Source organism: Mycobacterium sp. 852014-52144_SCH5372336, assembly GCF_001665615.1.
In the GTDB taxonomy this organism is placed as follows: domain Bacteria; phylum Actinomycetota; class Actinomycetes; order Mycobacteriales; family Mycobacteriaceae; genus Mycobacterium; species Mycobacterium neumannii_A.
Genome location: NZ_LZSW01000065.1, coordinates 37,168 through 58,017, shown reverse-complemented (window position 1 = coordinate 58,017; position 20,850 = coordinate 37,168). Strand labels below are relative to the sequence as shown.

Genomic DNA, 20,850 nt, shown 5'->3' with positions numbered 1-20,850 from the left:
CGGTAGTCAGTCGAGGTCTGCCAACAGCGCGTCGATGCGCTGGCGGGCCGCCTCCGCCGCGCCCGGTCCGACGACGGCATGGACCCGACCGGCCTCCACCGCGGCGATCGCGGCATCGGCGACCACGGCAGGGCTGATCGCACCACGCATCGCGCCATCGTTCCGGTCGTCGGGGACGCTGACCGCCCCGGGCGGGGTAAGACTCGCCGAGTTGGGTCCCAGCGGCGTGTCCACCAGCCCGGGGCACAACACGGTCGCACCCATATCGCTTGAGACGGAGCGCAGTTCGATGTCGAGCGTCTCCGTCAATCCGACGACGGCGTGCATGGTCGCGTTGTACGGCCCGAGGTGGGGCAGCGGGATGAGCCCGCCCGCGGACGCGGTGTTGAGGAAGTGCCCGGAGCGTTGCGCGACGAACAGCGGAGTAAAGGTCTTCACCCCGTGTACGACACCCATCAGCTTGACGTCGATCAGCCACCGCCACGTCTCGATCCGCTGCTCCCACCCCGGCGTCTGTTCGCACACCACCCCGGCGTTGTTGCACACCAGATCGACGCGTCCGAAGCGGTCCAAAGTGTGCGCCGCCAGCGCATCGACATCGGCCGCGTCACGCACGTCGACGCGTACCCCGGTCACTGCCCCCTCGTGACCGGACAGTGCGTCGACCGCCGCGGGTATCGCATCCTCACGGATGTCGGCGATCACCACGTCGACGCCGCGACGCACCAGATGCGTGGCGAGCGCCAAACCGATTCCACTGGTTCCGCCGGTGACGACGGCGACCTGTCCGGGCTCGATCCTCATGGGGGCCTGCCTTTCTCGTCGCTACGGTGCGTTCGCGGGCACCTCGGTGTATCGCGGCTGAAAACGCTCGGGGGCGAAGGTGAATCCCTTGCCGGTCACCTCGCTCATGCACGAGACGCCCGCGTCCTGCACATTGCAACGGAACCCGGCGACAGCCAGGATCCGGTTGAATTCCAGCACCTTCGCGTCGTCGAGGACGAACTGCGCCTGCTCCAATGCCGCGAAGCGGGGTTCACCCTCGCGCTCGACGATGATCGCGTTCGGCGCGACCTGCTCACCGGCGCCGTTGTCCACCGTGGCCGGTTCGCCGGTGATGTTCATGCTGGACAGCGGGGAGGCGGCCGACTGGCAGCCCGCTTTGTCACGCGGTATGACGGCGCACGCCCAGCGTCCACTCGGCGTGGTGAAGAAGTAGACGGCCGACCCGGCTGGATGCGCGACGTAGTCGAATGCGTCGACCAGGTGCGCGCTGTTGGGCGGCGGGGCAGGCGCTTCGGAGGTCGTGGAGGTCGGCGACGCCACGAACGGTTCGTCGGTGGTGACGATCCGCTCGGCCGAGCACCCCGCGACCAGGGTCGCGACGGCCGACATCAGACATAGGACACGCATCTCGGCTCCTAAGCGTGCCGGAACCGGTTTTCGTCCGCGCAGCGGGGGGTGGCCGATCAGCCGGCCAGCATCACTTTGAGCTTCTGCGCGTTCCAGACCGCGTGCCCACCCAGGTCGTTGTTGAAATAGACCAGCGTCCGTCTGCCTTCGTTCTCCCACGCCGAGATCCGGTCGGCCCAACGCCGCAACGCATCGTCGGGGTAGGAGCCCGCGTACATCGAATCCTGGTCCGGGCCGTGCATCCGGATGTACACCAGCTCACTGGTCGCCCGCGGGACACAGCGCAGACCCGCACCGCTCATCACCACGTAGGCGGCGCCGTGGCGCTCCAGCAATGCGTAGACCGACGGGTCGTCCCACGACGGATGCCGCAACTCCATCGCCACCGGAATGTGATCGGGCATGAGCTTGAGGAAGTGCTCCAAGCGGGCGTCGTCGCGCTCGAGTTCCGGGTGCAGTTGCACGAGCAACGCCTCACTGCGGTCACCGAGCAACTCCCAGCACCGGTCGAAGCGCTCGACCCACGGCTCCGGCTCCCGCAGCCGGCGGTAGTGCGTGAGTCCGCGTTGGGCCTTCACCGACATCGTGAACCCGTCGGGCAGCCGCTGTCGCCAACCGGCGAACGCGCTGTCCTTCGGCCAGCGGTAGAAGCTGGCGTTCAGTTCGACGGTGTCGAACTCCTCGACGTAACGGGCCAGCCGTTTGGCTGTCGGCAGCCCCGCCGGGTACAGGACGTCCTTCCAATGGTCATACGACCACCCGGAAGTGCCGATCCGGATCACCATCGCGTCATTCCCGCGCCATGACGGCGTCACGCAGGTCGTTGTCGAGCGACACCTTGACCAAGGCGCCGGCCAGCTTTGCACACTTGCGTGGCGCCAGCCCGGCGAGCTCGTCGCTGGCACTTGGCAATCCGAGCTTGCGCGCGGCACTGCTGGCACGCGCGTCGAAGTAGGGGCGGATCCATGTCCAGGTGTCCTGGACCTCCCGCAGGAAGATGTCGGCGCCGGTGTCGCCGATACCCTTGAATCCCTTGAGCGAACGCCTCAGCGCGGTCGCGTCGTGATCCTCGGTCCCAGCGAGATTGCGTAAATCCCCGCCGTATTCGTCGACAACGCTCTTGGAAATATCGGTGAGCCTGGTCGCCGAGCTTTCGTCGTACCGAACGTAGTGAGCACGGCCGAAGGCGCGAATCATTTCGGCGCGGTCGGCGTCGAGGACGGACTTGGGGGTGCGCAGACCCGCGCGGAACAACTCCCGCGCGGCTTCGACCGCGATCGAGGCATCGATCGGTTTGCTCGACAGCATGCACAGGGCCAGCAGCTGAAAGAGCGGCATCGGCTTGTCCGCCAACCGGATACCGGCGTCTTCGGCGTAGGTCGTGCCCGCCTGCTCGAGGAGGCGCTTGACCAGCTTCTTACGTGCTGCGGCGTCCACGTCGGCTGGCGTACCCGCGCTCTTTCGGGGGCAAACTCTTGGCATAGCCGGCCCCGCGGATGACCCACGGTCGCAGTTGCCGCTTCGTGACCAGGCCTGCGCCGTCCACCCGCAGCCATCCGCGCATCTCTCTGCCCGCCATCACCATCGGTGCGACGTGTTCGCGCGACAACAGCTTCGCGGTGTCGTCGGGCGGCACCCGCACCATCAGGCCGCCCTGACCGCTGGCCGCCAACGCCATGTTGCCGCCGATCAGGAAGGCCAACCCACCGAACATGGCCTTCTCCTCGACTCCTTGTTCGCCGCTGAGCAGTTCGCGAATGCGGTGAGCCAGGTCCTCGTCGTACGCCATACGACGACCGTATCGCTCAGGGTCGTGACCTGCGATCGATCACGACCCTGAGCGCGGTCCTGCGGTCAGGCGGCCGCGGTGGCGGCGACCTCTGCGGGCTGCAGAGCCTGCGCGACGATGTCGGCGACGTCGGTCATCGGCTTGACCTCCAGCGCGTCGAGCACGTCGGCCGGGACGTCATCGAGATCGGGCTCGTTGCGTTGCGGGATGAAAACCGTTGACAGTCCGGCGCGTTGCGCGGCCAGCAACTTCTGCTTGACACCCCCGATGGGCAGCACCCGACCGTTCAACGTGACCTCGCCGGTCATCCCGACGTCCGCACGAACCTGCCGGCCGGTGGCCATCGACACCAGCGCGGTCACCATCGTCACACCCGCCGACGGACCGTCCTTCGGCACGGCGCCCGCGGGCACGTGCACGTGGATCCGGCGGTCCAGCGCCTTGGGGTCGACGCCCAGCTGCTCGGCGTGCGAGCGCACGTAGGACAGCGCGATCTGCGCGGACTCCTTCATGACCTCGCCCAGTTGCCCGGTCAGTTGCAGCCCGGGCTCACCGTCGGTCGCCCCGGCCTCGATGTAGAGCACATCGCCGCCGAGGCCGGTGACCGCCAACCCGGTGGCCACGCCCGGTACCGCCGTGCGCTCGGCCGATTCCGGCAGGAAGCGCGGACCACCCAGGAACTCAACGAGATCCGACTCGTCGACGGTGATGGTCGTGATCCCGTCGGAAGCCAGCTTCGTCGTCACCTTGCGCAGCGCTTTGGCCAACAGCCGCTCGAACTGACGCACACCCGGCTCGCGGGTGTAGTCGGCGGCGATCTTGCGCAGCGCCGCCTCGGTCACGATCACCTCGTCCTCGGTCAGCGCCGCCCGTTCGCGCTGCCGGGGCAGCAGGAAGTCGCGGGCGATGGCGACCTTGTCGTCCTCGGTGTAGCCGTCGATCTGGACCAGTTCCATGCGGTCCAGCAACGCCGAGGGAATGTTCTCGATGACGTTGGCCGTGGCCAGGAACACCACGTCCGACAGGTCCAGATCGAGGTCCAGGTAGTGGTCGCGGAACGTGTGGTTCTGCGCGGGGTCCAAGACCTCCAGCAGCGCTGCCGCGGGGTCCCCACGGAAGTCGGAGCCGACCTTGTCGATCTCGTCGAGCAGCACGACGGGGTTCATCGAACCCGCTTCACCGACGGCACGCACGATGCGGCCGGGCAGCGCGCCGACGTAGGTACGCCGGTGGCCACGGATCTCGGCCTCGTCGCGCACGCCGCCGAGGGCGACGCGAACGAACTTGCGGCCCAACGCGCGAGCCACGCTCTCACCCAGCGAGGTCTTGCCGACACCGGGTGGACCGGCCAGCACCATCACCGCACCCGAACCGCGACCGCCGACGACCTGCAGTCCGCGCTGGGCGCGGCGCGCCCGCACGGCCAGGTACTCGACGATGCGGTCCTTGACGTCCTCGAGGCCGTGGTGGTCGGCGTCCAAAATCTCCCGCGCTGCCTTGAGGTCGGTCGAGTCCTCGGTGTGGACGTTCCACGGCAGGTCGAGCACGGTGTCCAACCAGGTGCGGATCCACCCGCTTTCCGGGCTCTGATCGCTCGCGCGCTCGAGCTTGCCGACCTCACGCAGGGCGGCCTCGCGCACCTTCTCCGGCAGGTCCGCGGCCTCGATGCGGCCGCGATAGTCGTCGGAGCCGTCGGGTTCGTCCTCGCCGAGTTCCTTGCGGATGGCGTTGAGCTGCTGACGCAGCAGGAACTCCTTCTGCGTCTTCTCCATGCCCTCACGCACGTCTTCGGCGATCTTCTCGGTGACCTCGACCTCGGCCAGCTGCGCACCCGTCCACTCGATCAGCGCGCGCAACCGCTCGGCCACATCCGGCGTCTCGAGCAGCTGGCGCTTCTGGACCTGGGTCAGGTACGACGCGTAGCCCGCGGTGTCGGCCAGCGCCGACGGGTCGGAGAGCTGGTTGACGAAATCGATGATCTGCCAGGCCTCGCGCCGCTGCAGCATCGCCAGCAGCAGCTTCTTGTACTCGGCCGCGAGCTCATAGGCCGCCTCGGGCACCGGGTCTTGTTCCTCGACCACGGTCACCTCGACCCACAGCGCCGCGCCAGGTCCGGTGGCGCCGGCCCCGATGTGCGCACGGCTCTCACCCCGCACCACCGCGGCGGGTCCGCCGACCATGCGCCCGATCTGCACGATCGAGGCCAGCACCCCGTAGGAGGGGTAACGGTCCTCGAGGCGGGGAGCGATCAGCAGTTCTCCGGATTCGCTCGCGCGGGCAGCATCGACCGCGGCCCGCGCGGCCTCGTCGAGCTCGATCGGCACGACCATCCCGGGCAGCACGATCGACTCGCTCGAGAACAAGACCGGAACTGTCTTGGCTTCAGCCATCAATCCTCCAAAGTTTGAGTCTGTTGCGCTCAACCTTTAGATGGCCTGATTTGTTCCCTCACCCGTCGCGCGGTGTACGCACACCGCGAAACACCCCCGAGACGGCAGGAAGCCTGCCGTTCGGGGGAAACGGCAGGCTCCCTGTTGTGGGTGGATCTACGCGGTGCGGTTATGCACTGGCCTGTGCACCCAGCACCCGCTGGATGTCAGGCTTCATCATCTCCAGCTGTTGACCCCAGTAGCCCCAGCTGTGAGTCCCCTGTGGCGGGAAGTTGAACACACCGTTGGTGCCACCCGCGGCGACGTAGTTGTCCTTGAAGGTGACGTTGGTCCGCAAGGTGAACCCTTCGAGGAACTGTGCCGCCATCAGGTTCTGGCCGGCCGTGCCGCCATCGAGATCCGACGGCGTACCTGTGCCGCAGTAGATCCAGATGCGGGTGTTGTTGGCCACCAGCTGGTTGATGTTGACCATCGGGTCGTTGCGCTTCCACGCCGGATCCGACGACGGACCCCACATGCTCTCGGCGTTGTACCCGCCCGCGTCTTGCATCGCGAGACCGATCAGCATCGGCCACCAGCCCTCGGACGGATTGAGGAAGCCCGACAGCGAGGCGGCGTAGATGAACTTCTGCGGGTGGTAGATCGCGTACGTCAGCGCGGTGCTGCCGGCCATCGAAATACCCACCACGGCATTGCCGTTCTGGGACACGCCCCTGTTGGCTTCCAGCCACGCCGGGAGTTCCTGCGTCAGGAACGTCTCCCACTTGTAGGTGTAGTCCTGGCCGTTACCCCGCGACGGCTGGTACCAGTCGGTGTAGAAACTGGACTGCCCGCCGACCGGCATGACGACCGAGAGCCCGGACTGGTAGTACCACTCGAAGGCGGGGGTGTTGATGTCCCAGCCGTTGAAATCGTCCTGGGCACGCAGACCGTCGAGCAGATACACCGCGTGCGGTCCACCGCCCTGGAACTGGACCCGGATATTGCGGTTCATCGCGGGGGAGAACACGTCCAGATACTCGACGGGCAACCCGGGCCGCGAGAACGCACCGGCAGTGGCCGAACCCCCGGCGAAGCCGATCAGTCCGGGCAGCGCCGCCACGGCGAACGCCACCACCGCCATTCGGCGAAACAGTTTTGTACCGGTACCCCGGCACCTCTCCAAAATCTTCATAACGGCAACCAACCCACCTTTCATCGCTTCCACAAGCAATTGCCGTTTGCTGTGCGTGGGTAATGAAACACGTACTCGCACCGCGACTGTCGCCCCGACATGCGGTTGCCACATCGCGGTTGGCTAACGATTACGACTCAGCGAGGACTCACCTGCACCGAAAATCCGCTGTGACCTGTGTGATCAGAGTGACTGAGGAGAAATAGGCGGCGGACTCGCCGCGCCGGGCCGCAGCCGGTGCAGCTGGGTGACGTGCCCCGGGCCGAGCTCGCTCAGCGACGTCACTCCGAGTAGCTGCATTGTCCGTCTGACCTGCTGCGAAAGGATTTCGACGGCCCGGTCGACACCGGCTTCGCCACCGGCCATGAGCCCGTAGAGGTAGGCGCGGCCCACCAGCACGAAGCGCGCACCGAGCGCGACCGCCGCGACGACGTCGGCGCCGGACATCACCCCGGTGTCCAGCAAAATCTCGGTGGCGTCGCCGAGTTCGGCGGCGACACTCGGCAGCACATGGAAGGGCACCGGCGCCCGGTCGAGTTGGCGGCCACCGTGATTGGACAGCACGATGCCGTCCACCCCGAGTCCGACGACGGTCCTGGCGTCATCGAGTGTCTGAATTCCCTTGACCACCAGCTTGTTCGGCCATCGCTCCTTGATCCACACCAGATCGTCGAAGTTCACCTTGGGGTCGAACATGGTGTCGAGATACTCGGCGACGGTGCCCGGCCATCGGTCCAGCGACGCGAACGACAACGGTTCGGTGGTGAGCAGGTCGAACCACCACCGCGGATGGGGAACGGCGTCGAGCACCGTGCGCAACGTCAGCGCCGGCGGGATCGACATGCCGTTGCGGGTGTCGCGGTGGCGGGCCCCTGCGACCGGGACGTCGACGGTCACGAGCAGCGTGTCGTAGCCGGCGGCGGCGGCCCGTTCGACGAGCGCCATCGACCGGTCCCGGTCCTTCCACATGTACAGCTGAAACCAGTTGCGGCCGTGTGGATTAGCCTGCTTGACATCTTCGATCGAGGCGGTGCCCAGCGTCGAGAGCGCGAACGGGATGCCGGCCCGCGCGGCGGCACGGGCGCCCGCGGTCTCGCCCTCGGTGTGCATCAGCCGGGTGAAGCCGGTGGGTGCGATGCCGAAGGGTTGAGCGACGTGCCCGCCGAGCACGGTCGCGCTGGTGTCGACGCTCGACACGTCGCGAAGGATGGTGGGATGAAACTCGATGTCACGGAAAGCTTGTCGTGCACGAGCCAGTGACAGCTCCTCCTCGGCGGCGCCGTCGGTGTAGTCGAAGGCCGCCTTAGGGGTCCGTCGCTTGGCGATTCGGCGCAGGTCCTCGATCGTCAGCGCCGCGGCCAGCCTGCGCTTCGTCGCATTCAATTGCGGCTTCTTGAACTGCAGCAGCGGCGCCAGGTCCTGCGGGCGTGGGATGCGGCGGCGCGTCACGATGGCGCCCCTGCCGGCCTGCCGCTGATAGTTGTCATTGAATCGCACAGGTTAGCTTGTCAGACTGGCCGACGACATGACTAAAGACAGATCGATGTCCGGCGACCCCTTCGACCTGCAGCGCTTCCTCGACGCCCAGGAACGCGTGTACGACGCGGTTCTCGACGAACTGCGCGCCGGCCGTAAGCGCAGCCACTGGATCTGGTTCGTGTTCCCGCAATTGCGCGGGCTCGGCAGGAGCCCGACCGCGCAGCGGTACGGGATCGGCTCCCTCGCCGAGGCCCGGGCCTACCTGGCCCACGGTGTGCTGGGACCGCGCCTGCGGGAGTGCGCGGATCTGGTCGCCCGCAGTGAACAACCATCGGCCGACGGCTTGTTCGGGTGGCCGGACAACCTCAAGGTGCGCTCGTCGATGACCTTGTTCAGTCGCGCCGCCGACAACCCCGATGACCAGGCGCTCTTCGGCCGCGTACTGGCGAAGTACTACGACGGCGAACCCGACCCGCTGACCGTCGAACTGCTCAGTGCGGAGCGATGATCAGCCAGCCGTGGGGTCCGACCTCGTAGGTGGTGACGACCTCGGTCGGCGGTGCACCGGAGCCGGCGAGAACTTCACCCCGATCAAATCCGAGGTGGGGCAACGAGATCGCCAGCGGTTCCTCGGCGATGTTGAGCGCGACGATCAACGCCTCGGATCCGGCGCGGCTCTGGTAGACGTACTGGCGGTTGGTCAACAGCAACGGCGATGTACGCGCGGTGTGCAGCCACGCGTGGCGTCGGCGCAGCCCGATCAGAAACTTGTGTAAGCGGAACACGTCTGCGCCGTGTTCGTCGACATCGAGCGGGGGAGTCGCGAACTCGGGTCGCACCGCGTCGTCGCCGCCGAAACGTTCCTCTTTGATTCCCCGGTAGCCGAACTCGTCTCCAGCGTAGACGCTCGGTGTGCCACCGGTCGTCATCTGCAGAACCAAGGCGTGTTCGAGGTGGCGGATGTCGTCGAGTCGGCTGGCGATCCTGGTGACGTCGTGATTGCCGACGAAGGTCGTCGGCACGAACGTATCCAGAAACTCGTTGTGGCGCACCAGCGCCCAGTCCAGCTCATGGAAGTTACCGTCGTTGAGCGCGCTCCACGCGGCCTTCCACAGTTCGTACTGGGTCACCGAGTCGAAGCCCGACGAGCGCACTCGTTGCGCATAGTCGCCGTGGATGATCTCGGCAAGGAAGTACGCGTCGGGGAACTGTTCGCGAACACGCGGGAGCACCTCCGCCCAGAACCGGTCGTCGACCGCGTAGGCGGCGTCGAGACGCCACCCGTCGGCGCCGCGCCGCAGCCAGCGCGTCATCACGTCGACGACGTAGTCGGCCACCGCCGGGTTTCCGTGGTCCAGCGCCACGAGGTCGCCGTGTCCCTCGAACACGTCGACGCGGTCACCTCGAGTGCGCAACCACTCGGTGTGGGCGAAATCGGTTCCGACATGGTTGAATACGCCGTCGAGCAGGATACGGAGCCCACGGCGGTGTGCCTCTTCAACCACCGTGTCGAAGTCGTCGTCGCCGCCGAGTCGCGGGTCGACGTGGAAATGGTCGGTGGTGTCGTAGCCGTGGGTGCGTGAGGAGAAGATCGGCCCCAGCGCGAGTCCGGAGGCGCCGAGTTCGATCGCGTGGTCGAGCCAACCGAGGATGCGCAGTAGCCGATGCTCGTCTGGCCCCGGCGGCGGGTCGGCGGGATGCGCGCCGACAAAGCCGAGCGGGTAGACATGCCACCAGATGACGTGCTCGACCCAGCCCGGTTCGGAGACGGCCGCGGAGTGCGAGTAATCCGTCATGGCTTGAACTTCGCTTCGTAGAGGGTCTTCATCGCGTCGCTGAACTGCTCGGCGGGCCCGTCCACCTCGACATCCGGTGCGATCGTGGAGATCGGCAGCGACACCACCGGCGGCGGCGGCGCCCCCCATTCGGCCAGCCATCTTGTCAACTGCTCCGACGACGCGGCGTACACGATGCGGCCGAGCCCGACCCAGGCGTGGGCCGCCCCGCACATCGGGCAGTGCTCGCCGGAGGTGTAGACGATTGCGGCGGCCCGCTCCTGCGGTGTCAGGTTGGCCGCCGCCCAGCGCGCGATCGCGAACTCCGGATGGCGCGTGCGGTCCCCGTCCTTGACGCGGTTGCGGTCCTCGAACAGCGTGCGTCCCGCGTCGTCGACGAGTAGGGAGCCAAACGGCTCATCGCCGGCTTCCAGCGCTTCGCGCGCCAGCTCTACGCAGCGGCCGAGGCGGGCGAGATCGTCATCGCTGATGGCCACGTGTCGGAGTCTACGGATCAGTCGCAGCAGTCCGGGGGCACGTCCAGCCGACAGGCGCAGGACGCGCGGACAGCGACGTCGGTGCGCGCCGCTGCGAGGGTGAGCTGTTGACCGATGATCGCCGCCTCGGCGTCTCGGCCCAGCCGCTGCAGGCATTCGTGATAGCCGTGCAGGCTCCACACGTTGTTCGGATGCTGGCACGGCCGAGGCAGCGTGGGATCGAGTCCGAGGTCGGCGGCATAGACCGCGGCGGCCTCCTCGACGCGACCCTGTTCGAGCAGCAGGGCACCGTAGGCGTGACGGGTCGGCTGCATCCAGCCCCAGGGTTCGTCATACGGCAGCGTGTCGTCGAGTTCGATCGCCCGCCGCAGATGCGCGAAGGCGGTTTCGTAATCTGCGGCGCGGTAGGCGATCTCACCGTCAAGCATCTCGGCGGCGATCGCCAGGATGTCGATCACGGTGTTGTTGAACAGGTATCGGCTCTCGGGTATGCGGTCGTAGGCTTCGGCGAACGCCTCGCGTTCGGCGCGGGCTTGCTCCAACTTGCCCGTGGCGGCATGCGCGACGCCGCGCCCGTAGTGGATCGTCGCGACGGTGCTGCAGTACAGCTGCGCGTCCTCGGGCAGGGGTTGGGCTATCAGGTCGTCCCAGCGGCCGAACCTCACCATCACGTGGGTGCGCAACGGCACGAACGCTTCGAGCCAGTCGGCCATCGGCGGAGACTCGATCGCCAGCAGCTGGGGGCTGAGCTGGGCGGCCAGCTCATCCGCGGCGTCGAACGCGGCGCGTGAATTGCCTTCGAACATCGCCGAATACACCACGAAGTGCAGGTTGTGCGCCCGGTACAGGGAGTAGAAGTTCAGTGGCCCCTCGTGTTCGACGAACCTTCGGTCCACGTGGATGGCCGCCTGATTGGCCACCACCGAGTCCCGGTAATTGCCGCACAGCACGTCGATGTGGCTGGGCATGTGCTGCAGGTGGCCGGCGTCGGGCACCAGATCGCGCAGCAGGTCCGCGGCGGGCAGCGCATCCTGCGGGGCCGCCGACATCTCCATCGTGTGCACGTAGAGGTGCAGGATGCCGGGGTGCTTACGGCCGGTCGCGGTGGCCAACGCGTCGTCGAGGATCCGTTTGGCCGCCACCACACGCGACCCGGGCGCGGGGTCACCGGTTCTGGTGTCCCACAACGCCCATGCCGTCACGTTAACCAGTGCGTCGGCGGCCAGTGCCTGCACATCGACGTCGTCAGGGTAGGCCTGCGCCAGCGCCGCCATCGTGTCGGCATACTGTGCGCCACCGGTTTCGAGCGCCTGGGTGTCGTCGGGGTCGTCGGTGGGGAAGCGGGTCTGCAGCGCGGCGATCAGGCCACGCTCGACGGGTGCTGCGCGATGGTCGGCGGCCAGTCGCAACTCCATCCTCGCGCGTGCCAGCGACGCCGCCGCATCGACGGGATCGAAGGCGTCCCAACCTTTGTTGTAGTTCGGCCCGATCGCGTACGCGATGCCCCAGCGGGCGATCCCCAACCCCGGGTCCAGTTCGAGTGCCCGCTCGAAGCAGCGGATCGCTTCCTCATGGTTGAACGCGTAATTCCACACCATTCCGCGGTCGAACCACACCTGCGCCTGCGGCGACGGGGTGTCAATCGGCCGGTGATACGACCCGAGGTCGTAGTAGGTCTCGTCGCCGAGCGAGATGCTCATGAACGGCACGATAATTCACCCGCGCAGCTGCCGAGCATGTTCTGCGGCTCCAGCGCAGGGAGACGCGTGATTCGACAACCCGCGCTGCAACGTGTTCTAGTTCTTGGGTGCTGGAGTTCACCGACATCGGCGACGTGTCCGCAGCGGAGATCGACCGGCTGCGTGGTGTCTACGGCCCGCTCGCCGAATCCGTTCGACAGTTGATCGACGCGACGATCCGCACCGAAATGGACGCCGACACGGTCGCGGCGGTCCGCGAGAAGATCGACGGCGCGACAGCTGCTCTGCGATCACGGCAGATCGACGGGCCCTTCGGCGTGCGCTTCACCACCGGCGGCGACCGGCTGCCGTGGGGGAACCCGGTGATCGGACTGCGCAACCCGATCGCACCACCGTTGACCATCGAGCGCGCTGAGGACGGAACCGTGTACGCCGACTTCGAACTCGGCGCCGCCTACGAGGGCCCACCGGGACATGTGCACGGCGGGATCTCGGCGCTGATCCTCGACCACATCCTCGGCGAGGTCGCCGCCAATTCGATCAACCCCCGGTTCACCGGGACCATCACGCTGCGGTATCTGCGCCCGACGCGCCTCGGGCGGTTGCACGCCGAGGCGACGACCACGAGGTCCGAAGGCATCAAGTCCTATGCGACGGGCTATCTCGCCGACGACGAGGGTGTGACGGTGGAAGCTGAGGGTGTGTTCATCGAGCCGAAGTGGGCTCGCGCATAGCGGCGATCCCCGACAAGGCACGGGTGATCGCGCCGATCTCGGCGACCAGCACGCGGGCGGCCCCGTTGTCACCGGGTAGCCCCTCGGCCTTCTCGCGGACCTGCTGATGGGCCGCCGTCACGGCCGCGATGTCCACCGTCCACGGTGTCCCCGGATTCGGCGGGGCCCCTCGCAGCGCATCGACGAAATCGTCGACAGCGGCGACGAACTCAGGAGTCAACGTGGGCGGTGGCCGGTTCGGCAGGTTGGCCTCCAGCGCGGTGCACGAAATGGTGACGGCGTTCAGCGCCGTGCGGTACGACCGCAGCCACCGGCGCAGCTCGCGGGACTCCATCCGGGTCGCACCCGATGCGGCTTCGAAACCGGCGCGGGCGCGGTACGCGTGTTGCCACGCCGATGACACCGCGTCGGCCGGACGATCGAGGGGATGGACATAAGCCCTGACCACCGTTGCGGCGTAATCGATCTCGGTTTTGAGAAGCTCCCCGGCGCGGTGATGCAGCCGGGTCAGCGCGTGGTCGGGCAACGCGACGTGCGCCACGACCGCGAGCCCGCCGCCGACGACGATCGAGAACAACCGGTCCTCGAGCGTCGCACCAGAGGTGATGGCGTCGATTTCGAGGAAGAACACGACAGAAGCAGCCACGGCAGCGCTGGTCGCGATGTATCCCGTCCTGGTCGCGGCATACGTCGCGGCGAGGCCCAGCGTGGCAAGTGCGGCGGCGACCAGACCGGTGGGATGGGCCACCATCACGATCACCGACGCGACGACGACTCCCGTCGCGATGCCCGCAAGCCGGCCGATGCAGCGCGTATAGGTGTGAGCGGTCTCCGGGCGCAGCACCATGAGCACGGTCAGCGCGATCCAGTAGCCGTGCGCCACGGGAGCGAGTCGGTCCGCGCATGCGGCGAGCGCGACCGCCGAGGACAGCCGGACGGCGTGACGGAACAGCGGTGACGTCAAGCTCATGTGGGAACGGACGGAGGTCAGCGCCCCGCGCGCGGGGCTGATCAGGTCGGGCCGATACAGATCGGGAAACCGCAACTCCGCCGCTTCATGCAGTTGCTGGGAAAGCCGCTTTACCTCAGGGCTTTCCGGCTCGTCCAGTGCGGCCGCCGCGGCGTCCAGCCGGACCAGACCGTGCTCGGCGTTACGCCGCGCGACGTGGGTGTGGTCGGCGATCGCGTCGAGGACCTCGGCCGCTGCCGCCAGCACCCGGGAGACGTCGTCGCGGACGCCGACCGGGGTGCCGCGCAGCATGCGCAGCGTCGCCATGATCCGTTCGGGCAACCGGTGCCCACCTCGGTACGCCTCGGGTCGTCGGCCCGCCTGGGTGTCGATGAACGCATCGCGCAACGACGGCTTCAGCGTCGCACCGGCGGGCGTCTCCGCATCGTGGGCGAGCTGACGCGCATCCGTGGCCAACGCGCCGTATGCGTCGGCGAGCGCCTCGCGTTGAGTGCGCCATCGCTGCGGCGGCCAGAGCGCAATCAACCCCGCCTGCAGGGCACCGGCGACGATCGTCAGGACGGTCGGGACGAGGACCGACGACACCGACGGCGACAGCGGCGGCGCGATCACGAACAGCGCTCCGCCCGCGGCCGCCACCATGCCCGCGTTGTTCCCGACGGCCCACTGCAGACCGGCCCCGAAGCACCAAAGCGCCAGCACGACGATGAACACGACGTCGAACGAGGAAAGTAACGACCCGAAGAAAACGGCCGCGCCCATTTGCACGGCGACGATGAGCACTCGGGCGATCCGCCCGCCGGGACTGTCCTGCAGGGCTACGGCGCCGGCGACCGCACCCGCGCCGGCGGCCCAGACCGCGGTGGCCCCGGAGTCCCACAGCAGCGCGATCGAGGCCATCGCCAACACCCCGAGCAGGCTCCTGACCACCGCCCATGGTTCGGACATGGTCGGACGGAGGGCATCGATGACCCTGCTGCGGGTGCTCACGTACTCATTCTGACGCTTGCGCGCGGCATCGCAGGGACATCACACGCGTCAATTTATCGATGTTGCGGGGAAGTAACCGGCCACCGCCGGACAGCCCGGCACCGCGAGCTCAAACCTCATGTGCCCCAGCACAACCCCGTTCCCGGCGAGACCTGGTCGGTGTCGTCGATTCGCCTGCGACGACGCGGGTTGGGCGTTAGAGTCAGCCGACGGGGTGGGGCGACAGCATCGGAGGTGCCGGTGGCGCATACCGCTGTCGCGCGCGAATCGACGACCGATGCCGGCCCGCCGTTCCGCATCACGAGCACCCCGTCTCATGGGAACCACCGAGTTGATCCGTGCACGTCGACGGTGGCTCGGCCAGGGCAACGAAGGGAATCGTCATGAGCACCGCGGCCGAGCGAGCAGCTCAACTCGATCTGGTGGCCCGGTTGAAATCGGCCTATCCCGAACTACCGGATGCGCCGACGCCGGATCTGCTCGATCACAACCGGATCACCGCATATCTGAAACCCGTCCACGATGTCGGCGGGGAACCGGATGCGCCGATGAAGTACGAGAACAAACAGTACGAACTCTGGGAGCACATGACCTATGTCATCTGCGAAGTGCTGGCCTGGCGCGGCATCTGGCTTTCCGAGGAGCGCCGCCGCATCGGCAACGTCGATGTGGGCCGAGCCGAGTATCTGGGGCTGCCGTACTACGGCCGCTGGCTGTTGGCCGTCGCCCGCGTGCTCGTCGAGAAGCACCACATCGGCCTGACCGAGTTGAGTGAGCGGATGGCAGAGGTCAAGGCCCGCTACGAAGGTGGGCTGGCGGGCAAGAAGCTGGAAGCCATGCCGAAGTTCGAAGGCGACGGAGCAGACGTCAAGCGCAATGCCCACCACAAACACGCGGTGGGCAAAGGCGACCCGCAGGTCTATGCCGGGCAGGCCGACGAACCCAGGTTCAAAGTCGGCGATGCGGTGCTCGTGCGCGAACTACCGGTGATCTTCTACACCCGCACACCCGAATACGTGCGCGGCGCACGCGGCGAGATCGCGACCGTCGCCTACGAAAGCCCTGCGGCCGAGGACGAAACCTGGGACCGACCTGCCCAACCGGAATGGTTCTACGTCGTGCGGTTCAACATGTCGGAGTTGTGGCACGGCTACACCGGCACCGGCGACGACGTCATACAGACCGAAATCCCCGAGCACTGGCTGGAGGCCGCTTCATGACACACCACGATCACGATCACGATCGCACGGTGGCGCCGATGGTCGACGAAATCACCGACTTCGAGGTCCTCGAGATCGCGTTGCGCGAACTGTGCATCGAGAAGGGCATCTTCACCGCCGAGGAGCATCGCCGCTTCACCGAGTTCGCCGAACAGATCGGCCCGACGCCCGCGGCCGCGCTCGTCGCCAGGGCATGGCTGGATCCCGAGTTCAAGGAGCTCGCGCTGGCCGAACCCATGACCGCCAGCAAGGAGGTCGGCGTCGACTGGATGGAGCCGACCGGGTTCGGAACACCCAGTGACTTCACGGCTTTCGAGATCCTCGCCGACACACCCGACGTGCACAACGTGATCGTGTGCGCGCTGTGCTCCTGCTATCCGCGCCCGATCCTGGGCAACTCACCGGAGTGGTACCGCACGCCCAACTACCGCAGACGGATGGTGCGCTGGCCGCGTCAGGTGCTGGCGGAGTTCGGTTTGTATCTGCCCGACGAGGTGACCGTTCGCGTGCAGGATTCCAATCAGAAGCACCGCTTCATGGTGATGCCCATGCGTCCCGAGGGCACCGAGGATTGGACCGAGGAGCAACTCGCCGAAATCGTCACGCGTGACTGTCTGATCGGCGTCGCCCTGCCCAAGCCGGGCGTCACCACCAACGTCATCACCGCCACCCGTCCGGCCATCCACCCGGCCTCGGAAGCATGAGCGGCGCACCGGATCCCGGTATCGAACAGACCACGGTCGCCCCGCTCGAAGAGATCGTCGATCGCAATCAGGTCTGGTCCCGGATGGCGGCGAAGTACGGGGTGGAAAACCCTGTGCCGCCGTGGAAGACGAGCCTGGACGGGCTGTGCGACGCGCTCGACCGGGCCGCGTGCGATGCCGACATCCCCGACTTCAAGGCGCGCCGCGACGAAGAGGACGTGTTGACGGCGACGCGGTACGCCCAGTTGCCCTATCCCGAGAGCCAACTGGTGGCGCTGGCGCACTCGCTGGTCGCCCGAGGTGTTATCGACGAGAACGAGCTGAGGCAGCGACTGACCCGCATCCGCGAGCGGTTGGAAGCCTGACGGCTGAGACGCGGTAGGTTCCCGTCGTGGAGAAAGTCGTCATCACGCTGCGCCGGGCCAACGCCGACGACGCCTGGTGTGCGCGTCTGCACGACCAGGTCGTCCCGGATCTGCTGAGCCTTGGCATTCCGGGTCTGACGGTGAACGTGCGCGACGGGGCGGTCCGCGACTCGCTGATGACCCTGACCACGCTGGATCCACCGGTCGTCGGCTTCGTCAGCCTCTGGACCCAGCAGTCGTACGGCGATCAGGTCACCGCCGCCCTGGCCAGACTCCGGCAGGAGGCCGACGACGCGGCGGCTTATCTGGTCACCGAATCGGTCCCGATAACCCCGCCGGACAGCGCGCCGGGGGAGCGGACGGAGGGATTCGCCAACGTCGCCCTGCTCCGCAGGCCCGCCGACCTGGACGAGGCGACCTGGCTGACCCGCTGGCACATCGACCACACACCCGTGGCCATCGAAACCCAGTCCACGTTCGGCTATACGCAGAACGCCGTGGTGCGGGCCCTCACGCCGGGCGCACCGCCGGTCTCGGCGATCGTCGAGGAGCTGTTCCCCTCCGCCGCGCTGTCCGATCTGCACGCGTTCTTCGGCGCGGACGACGACGACGAGTTGCGCAGGCGCATGGAGCGCATGGTGGCCAGCACGTCGGCATTCGGCGCGAACCGCGACGTCGACACGGTCCCGACCAGCCGCTACGTGTACCGGACGCCATTCGCCAAGCCCTCTGCGGCGCAAGGAGAGTCATGACCACACTCGACGATGCCGTTGCGCTGGCCGCGGGCGAGAGCGGGCTGGCCGTGGTGTCGACATTGCGCGCCGACGGCACCATTCAGGCCTCACTGGTCAACGTCGGCAAGCTGACACATCCGGACACCGGGGCACCGGTGCTCGGCTTCGTCACCTACGGCAAGGTCAAGCTGGCCAACCTTCGCGCGCGCCCGCAGCTGGCGGTGACCTTCCGCCGCGGGTGGCAGTGGGCGACCGTCGAGGGCAACGCCGAGCTCGCCGGGCCGGACGATCCTCGACCGTGGCTCACCGAACCCGACAGATTGCGGCTGCTACTGCGGGAGGTGTTCCAAGCCGCGGGCGGAACCCACGACGACTGGGCGGAATACGACCGCGTGATGGCAGAGCAGCGCCGCACCGTGGTACTCGTCGCACCCACTCGGGTCTACAGCAACGGCTAACGCTTAATCTGCTGCGGTGGCTGAAACGACCCTGCGGATCGCCGACGACAACCGGATTCGCACGCTTACCCTGAACCGGCCGGACGTGCTCAACGCGTTCAACGAGGAGTTGTACCTCGCGACCGCGACCGCGCTGAGAGACGCGGCCGCCGACGACGAGGTCGCGGTCGTCCTACTGACCGGGGAGGGACGCGCGTTCAGCGCGGGCAACGACCTCAACGAGATGCAAAGGCGCATCACCGATCCCGCGTTCAACGAACAGGGCAGCCACTTCACCACGATGATCGACGCGCTCGCCGATTTCCCCAAACCGCTGATCTGTGCCATCAATGGCGTCGGCGTCGGCATCGGGGCGACGATCCTCGGCTACGCCGACTTGGTCTTCATGTCGGCCGACGCGCGACTCAAGACGCCGTTCACGAGCCTGGGTGTGGCGCCCGAGGCGGCGTCGTCGTATCTGTTGCCGCGGCTGATCGGTCGGCAGAACGCCGCATGGCTGCTGATGTCATCGGAATGGGTGGACGCGGCCGAGGCGCACCGGATGGGCCTGGCCTGGAAGGTGTGTCCACCCGAGGAGTTGTTGGCCGAGGCGCGCAGGCACGCTGAAGTCCTCGCTTCGCGGCCCATCGCCAGCCTCATGGCGGTCAAGCAGACGATGACGGCGCCGACCCGCGAGGGAATCGACGCCGCGACGGCAAGGGAGAATGAACATTTCGCGGTGTTGATGGGCGCGGCGGCGAACGCGAGTGCGCTGGCCGACTTCACCGGCAAACGCGACCAGTGACGCGAGGCTAGTGATTCACCGCTCTGGGCGCCGCATCGTCGGCTTCGCAGTGCGCCGCGATGATCGCCCGCAGGGTGCGCCGGCACCTCCCGCAGTCGCCACCGGCGCCGCAGGCCTCGGCGACCTGCTTCGACGTCCGGGCGCCGTTGGCCACGCATTCGGTTACGTCGTGGCTGGTGATTCCCATACACAGGCAGACAAACATCGCGCCCCCGTCACCCCTGCCCGTCGATGCTCATCAGGTGGGCGAACCGACCGATGAAGTGGCTCGGATACGGACCCAGTCCCGAGTTGGTCATCCACTCCGCGGCCGCGTCCGGGTGATCGATCCACTGCCGGGCGGCGGCTTCATCCTCGATCTCCTGCAGGATCATGACTTCCTGCCCGTCGTCGAGGGCACGGTAGACCCAGATCTTGCGCGCCCCGCCGCGCTTGAAGCGTTCGACGCCGTCGTGAATCTTGACCATCAGGGCCGACACGTCCTCGACCGACGACATGACGCCCACGACCACCCGGCCGACGTGATCGGCGGGCGAGGGCGGGTAGAGGTCGATCTTCTCGACCACTTCGCCACCGAAGATCGGCGGGATGTCATCGACGCCGGCGATGTCGAACCACTCGAAAACCGCCGATGACCGAAGGACGTCACGAATCGATCGCGCATTACGAATGCCAATTGTCACCAGGACGCGGTTGGGCTCCCAGATCGACTCGTATACGACGACATGATGGGCGCCGATTGATTGCAGATTATCGCGACGCTTCTTGAGCCATTTCCACATTCGCTCGACATCGGCGACGCGAAAATCACACGCCAAAATCAATGAGTGCAGATCGAACTGACCCATCGATTCTTCCCGTCTCGCTCGTGCCCTCGCCAATGGTTAGCGCAGTCTAACCTTACTTAGCCTAGGCAGTCCAGACTAGGCCCCGGATCTGCGCCTCGAGTCGCCGGAGCGGTTGAGAATCCACACAAAAACCCGCGTTGCGCAGGTTTTAAAGCGCGCTTGCGCGGCGTAACTGCACTAGCGTTGAAGGTGCACGACCGACAGCGAGTCTTGACCAGCCCTCAAGTGCCTAGGAGCGATCATGCAAGGCGATCCGGACGTCCTCAAACTGCTCAATGAGCAATTGACGAGCGAACTGACGGCCATTAACCAGTATTTCCTGCATTCGAAGATGCAGGCGAATTGGGGCTTCACCGAACTCGCCGAATACACGCGCAAAGAGTCCTTCGAAGAAATGAATCACGCGGAGGACATAACCAATCGAATTCTCCTCCTCGACGGGCTGCCCAACTATCAGCGACTGTTCTCGCTGCGGATCGGCCAGACCCTGCGTGAGCAGTTCGAGGCCGACCTCGCGATCGAGTACGAGGTGCTCGAGCGTCTTCGCCCGGGCATCATCATGTGCCGCGAAAAGGGCGACGCGATCTCGGCGACGCTGCTCGAGAAGATCCTCTCCAACGAGGAGGAGCACATCGACTACCTCGAGACCCAGCTGCAACTGATGGACAAGCTGGGCGACGAGCTCTACGCGGCCCAGTGTGTGTCGCGCCCGCCGACCGCGTTGTAGCGCACACCCGCCCACTCCCGCGCACTGCCTCCATGTGGGCCTCCACGTGGGCCTCCATGTGGCGCGAACGTGCGCGTCTGCACAGGACACACCGCGCTT

General features: G+C 66.9%; 23 protein-coding genes. 9 read left to right on the top strand and 14 right to left on the bottom strand.

What is annotated here, in order from left to right; genetic code table 11:
• Positions 1 to 6 precede the first annotated feature (6 nt).
• From A5759_RS23775 to A5759_RS23740, 8 genes are all read right to left on the bottom strand, one after another.
• A complete protein-coding gene (locus A5759_RS23775; protein ID WP_068201708.1) occupies positions 7 to 804 on the bottom strand; it encodes an SDR family NAD(P)-dependent oxidoreductase in 798 nt (265 codons plus the stop codon).
• Between the two features lie 21 nt (positions 805 to 825).
• A complete protein-coding gene (locus A5759_RS23770) occupies positions 826 to 1,395 on the bottom strand; it encodes a hypothetical protein (RefSeq protein WP_231984731.1) in 570 nt (189 codons plus the stop codon).
• A gap of 74 nt (positions 1,396 to 1,469) precedes the next feature.
• Positions 1,470 to 2,198, bottom strand: a complete 729-nt coding sequence (locus tag A5759_RS23765; protein WP_068201705.1) for a DUF72 domain-containing protein — start codon at positions 2,196 to 2,198, stop codon at positions 1,470 to 1,472.
• 4 nt (positions 2,199 to 2,202) lie between these two features.
• The gene (locus tag A5759_RS23760; RefSeq protein WP_082962261.1) at positions 2,203 to 2,895 is read right to left on the bottom strand and encodes an endonuclease; all 693 of its coding nucleotides are present in this window, start codon (positions 2,893 to 2,895) and stop codon (positions 2,203 to 2,205) included.
• Positions 2,831 to 3,202, bottom strand: coding sequence for a TfoX/Sxy family protein (locus tag A5759_RS23755; protein WP_066843856.1), 372 nt, complete (start codon positions 3,200 to 3,202; stop codon positions 2,831 to 2,833). Before A5759_RS23755 ends, A5759_RS23760 begins: the two co-directional genes overlap by 65 nt.
• A gap of 65 nt (positions 3,203 to 3,267) precedes the next feature.
• Positions 3,268 to 5,592 (bottom strand): endopeptidase La, encoded by a 2,325-nt coding sequence (gene lon / locus A5759_RS23750; RefSeq protein ID WP_068201700.1) that lies wholly within the window; start codon positions 5,590 to 5,592, stop codon positions 3,268 to 3,270.
• A 169-nt stretch (positions 5,593 to 5,761) separates the two neighbouring features.
• Complete coding sequence (locus A5759_RS23745; protein WP_064393738.1) at positions 5,762 to 6,766, bottom strand: esterase family protein; 1,005 nt, start codon at positions 6,764 to 6,766, stop codon at positions 5,762 to 5,764.
• 183 nt (positions 6,767 to 6,949) lie between these two features.
• The gene (locus A5759_RS23740) at positions 6,950 to 8,218 is read right to left on the bottom strand and encodes an alpha-hydroxy acid oxidase (protein WP_156617013.1); all 1,269 of its coding nucleotides are present in this window, start codon (positions 8,216 to 8,218) and stop codon (positions 6,950 to 6,952) included.
• Positions 8,219 to 8,291: 73 nt separating this feature from the next.
• On the opposite strand from A5759_RS23740, the gene A5759_RS23735 reads away from it, so the two are divergent.
• Positions 8,292 to 8,753 carry a DUF1810 domain-containing protein gene (locus A5759_RS23735; RefSeq protein WP_068201698.1) on the top strand — a complete coding sequence of 154 codons (462 nt, stop codon included), beginning with the start codon at positions 8,292 to 8,294 and terminating at the stop codon, positions 8,751 to 8,753.
• Here A5759_RS23735 and A5759_RS23730 read toward each other — a convergent pair.
• The 3 genes from A5759_RS23730 to A5759_RS23720 are packed head-to-tail and all read right to left on the bottom strand — an operon-like array spanning position 8,737 to position 12,217.
• Positions 8,737 to 10,041 (bottom strand): alpha-amylase family protein, encoded by a 1,305-nt coding sequence (locus tag A5759_RS23730; protein ID WP_068201696.1) that lies wholly within the window; start codon positions 10,039 to 10,041, stop codon positions 8,737 to 8,739. The two genes, A5759_RS23735 and A5759_RS23730, sit on opposite strands and share 17 nt — an antisense overlap.
• Positions 10,038 to 10,517 carry a nucleoside deaminase gene (locus tag A5759_RS23725; protein WP_068201687.1) on the bottom strand — a complete coding sequence of 160 codons (480 nt, stop codon included), beginning with the start codon at positions 10,515 to 10,517 and terminating at the stop codon, positions 10,038 to 10,040. The genes A5759_RS23730 and A5759_RS23725 overlap by 4 nt, the downstream gene beginning before the upstream one ends.
• 17 nt (positions 10,518 to 10,534) lie before the next feature.
• Complete coding sequence (locus tag A5759_RS23720) at positions 10,535 to 12,217, bottom strand: tetratricopeptide repeat protein (RefSeq protein ID WP_068201898.1); 1,683 nt, start codon at positions 12,215 to 12,217, stop codon at positions 10,535 to 10,537.
• A 107-nt stretch (positions 12,218 to 12,324) separates the two neighbouring features.
• Here A5759_RS23720 and A5759_RS23715 point away from each other — a divergent pair, with 107 nt between their 5' ends.
• The gene (locus A5759_RS23715; RefSeq protein WP_068201685.1) at positions 12,325 to 12,951 is read left to right on the top strand and encodes a PaaI family thioesterase; all 627 of its coding nucleotides are present in this window, start codon (positions 12,325 to 12,327) and stop codon (positions 12,949 to 12,951) included.
• Here A5759_RS23715 and A5759_RS23710 read toward each other — a convergent pair.
• A complete protein-coding gene (locus A5759_RS23710) occupies positions 12,923 to 14,869 on the bottom strand; it encodes an FUSC family protein (RefSeq protein ID WP_094289092.1) in 1,947 nt (648 codons plus the stop codon). The genes A5759_RS23715 and A5759_RS23710 overlap by 29 nt on opposite strands.
• A 425-nt stretch (positions 14,870 to 15,294) precedes the next feature.
• On the opposite strand from A5759_RS23710, the gene A5759_RS23705 reads away from it, so the two are divergent.
• The 6 genes from A5759_RS23705 to A5759_RS23680 are packed head-to-tail and all read left to right on the top strand — an operon-like array spanning position 15,295 to position 19,176.
• On the top strand, positions 15,295 to 16,131 hold the full coding sequence (locus A5759_RS23705; protein ID WP_064425485.1) for an SH3-like domain-containing protein: 837 nt from the start codon (positions 15,295 to 15,297) through the stop codon (positions 16,129 to 16,131).
• Positions 16,128 to 16,835 (top strand): thiocyanate hydrolase subunit gamma, encoded by a 708-nt coding sequence (gene scnC, locus A5759_RS23700; RefSeq protein ID WP_064425486.1) that lies wholly within the window; start codon positions 16,128 to 16,130, stop codon positions 16,833 to 16,835. Before A5759_RS23705 ends, scnC begins: the two co-directional genes overlap by 4 nt.
• A complete protein-coding gene (locus tag A5759_RS23695; protein WP_064418614.1) occupies positions 16,832 to 17,200 on the top strand; it encodes a hypothetical protein in 369 nt (122 codons plus the stop codon). The genes scnC and A5759_RS23695 overlap by 4 nt, the downstream gene beginning before the upstream one ends.
• A 26-nt stretch (positions 17,201 to 17,226) precedes the next feature.
• Positions 17,227 to 17,952, top strand: a complete 726-nt coding sequence (locus tag A5759_RS23690) for an EthD domain-containing protein (protein WP_064418615.1) — start codon at positions 17,227 to 17,229, stop codon at positions 17,950 to 17,952.
• On the top strand, positions 17,949 to 18,392 hold the full coding sequence (locus A5759_RS23685) for a TIGR03618 family F420-dependent PPOX class oxidoreductase (protein WP_064418616.1): 444 nt from the start codon (positions 17,949 to 17,951) through the stop codon (positions 18,390 to 18,392). The genes A5759_RS23690 and A5759_RS23685 overlap by 4 nt, the downstream gene beginning before the upstream one ends.
• Positions 18,393 to 18,408: 16 nt before the next feature.
• Positions 18,409 to 19,176 carry an enoyl-CoA hydratase/isomerase family protein gene (locus A5759_RS23680; RefSeq protein WP_068201683.1) on the top strand — a complete coding sequence of 256 codons (768 nt, stop codon included), beginning with the start codon at positions 18,409 to 18,411 and terminating at the stop codon, positions 19,174 to 19,176.
• A gap of 7 nt (positions 19,177 to 19,183) precedes the next feature.
• Here the strand turns inward: A5759_RS23680 and A5759_RS23675 are convergent, their stop codons facing one another.
• Positions 19,184 to 19,381 (bottom strand): bacterioferritin-associated ferredoxin, encoded by a 198-nt coding sequence (locus A5759_RS23675; protein ID WP_064393752.1) that lies wholly within the window; start codon positions 19,379 to 19,381, stop codon positions 19,184 to 19,186.
• Positions 19,382 to 19,391: 10 nt separating this feature from the next.
• Positions 19,392 to 20,024, bottom strand: coding sequence for a fatty-acid--CoA ligase (locus A5759_RS23670; RefSeq protein WP_068201681.1), 633 nt, complete (start codon positions 20,022 to 20,024; stop codon positions 19,392 to 19,394).
• A 241-nt stretch (positions 20,025 to 20,265) separates the two neighbouring features.
• Here A5759_RS23670 and bfr point away from each other — a divergent pair, with 241 nt between their 5' ends.
• On the top strand, positions 20,266 to 20,751 hold the full coding sequence (bfr, locus tag A5759_RS23665) for a bacterioferritin (protein WP_064418619.1): 486 nt from the start codon (positions 20,266 to 20,268) through the stop codon (positions 20,749 to 20,751).
• Positions 20,752 to 20,850 lie beyond the last annotated feature (99 nt).

What these genes read in the sequence shown, in the direction of transcription:
- A5759_RS23775 (WP_068201708.1), bottom strand. Translation starts at nt 804, where the DNA reads ATGAGGATCGAGCCCGGACAGGTCGCCGTCGTCACCGGCGGAACCAGT.
- A5759_RS23770 (WP_231984731.1), bottom strand. Translation starts at nt 1,395, where the DNA reads ATGTCGGCCGTCGCGACCCTGGTCGCGGGGTGCTCGGCCGAGCGGATC.
- A5759_RS23765 (WP_068201705.1), bottom strand. Translation starts at nt 2,198, where the DNA reads ATGGTGATCCGGATCGGCACTTCCGGGTGGTCGTATGACCATTGGAAG.
- A5759_RS23760 (WP_082962261.1), bottom strand. Translation starts at nt 2,895, where the DNA reads ATGCCAAGAGTTTGCCCCCGAAAGAGCGCGGGTACGCCAGCCGACGTG.
- A5759_RS23755 (WP_066843856.1), bottom strand. Translation starts at nt 3,202, where the DNA reads ATGGCGTACGACGAGGACCTGGCTCACCGCATTCGCGAACTGCTCAGC.
- lon (WP_068201700.1), bottom strand. Translation starts at nt 5,592, where the DNA reads ATGGCTGAAGCCAAGACAGTTCCGGTCTTGTTCTCGAGCGAGTCGATC.
- A5759_RS23745 (WP_064393738.1), bottom strand. Translation starts at nt 6,766, where the DNA reads ATGAAGATTTTGGAGAGGTGCCGGGGTACCGGTACAAAACTGTTTCGC.
- A5759_RS23735 (WP_068201698.1), top strand. Translation starts at nt 8,292, where the DNA reads ATGACTAAAGACAGATCGATGTCCGGCGACCCCTTCGACCTGCAGCGC.
- A5759_RS23730 (WP_068201696.1), bottom strand. Translation starts at nt 10,041, where the DNA reads ATGACGGATTACTCGCACTCCGCGGCCGTCTCCGAACCGGGCTGGGTC.
- A5759_RS23720 (WP_068201898.1), bottom strand. Translation starts at nt 12,217, where the DNA reads ATGAGCATCTCGCTCGGCGACGAGACCTACTACGACCTCGGGTCGTAT.
- A5759_RS23710 (WP_094289092.1), bottom strand. Translation starts at nt 14,869, where the DNA reads ATGTCCGAACCATGGGCGGTGGTCAGGAGCCTGCTCGGGGTGTTGGCG.
- A5759_RS23705 (WP_064425485.1), top strand. Translation starts at nt 15,295, where the DNA reads ATGAGCACCGCGGCCGAGCGAGCAGCTCAACTCGATCTGGTGGCCCGG.
- scnC (WP_064425486.1), top strand. Translation starts at nt 16,128, where the DNA reads ATGACACACCACGATCACGATCACGATCGCACGGTGGCGCCGATGGTC.
- A5759_RS23695 (WP_064418614.1), top strand. Translation starts at nt 16,832, where the DNA reads ATGAGCGGCGCACCGGATCCCGGTATCGAACAGACCACGGTCGCCCCG.
- A5759_RS23685 (WP_064418616.1), top strand. Translation starts at nt 17,949, where the DNA reads ATGACCACACTCGACGATGCCGTTGCGCTGGCCGCGGGCGAGAGCGGG.
- A5759_RS23675 (WP_064393752.1), bottom strand. Translation starts at nt 19,381, where the DNA reads ATGTTTGTCTGCCTGTGTATGGGAATCACCAGCCACGACGTAACCGAA.
- A5759_RS23670 (WP_068201681.1), bottom strand. Translation starts at nt 20,024, where the DNA reads ATGGGTCAGTTCGATCTGCACTCATTGATTTTGGCGTGTGATTTTCGC.
- bfr (WP_064418619.1), top strand. Translation starts at nt 20,266, where the DNA reads ATGCAAGGCGATCCGGACGTCCTCAAACTGCTCAATGAGCAATTGACG.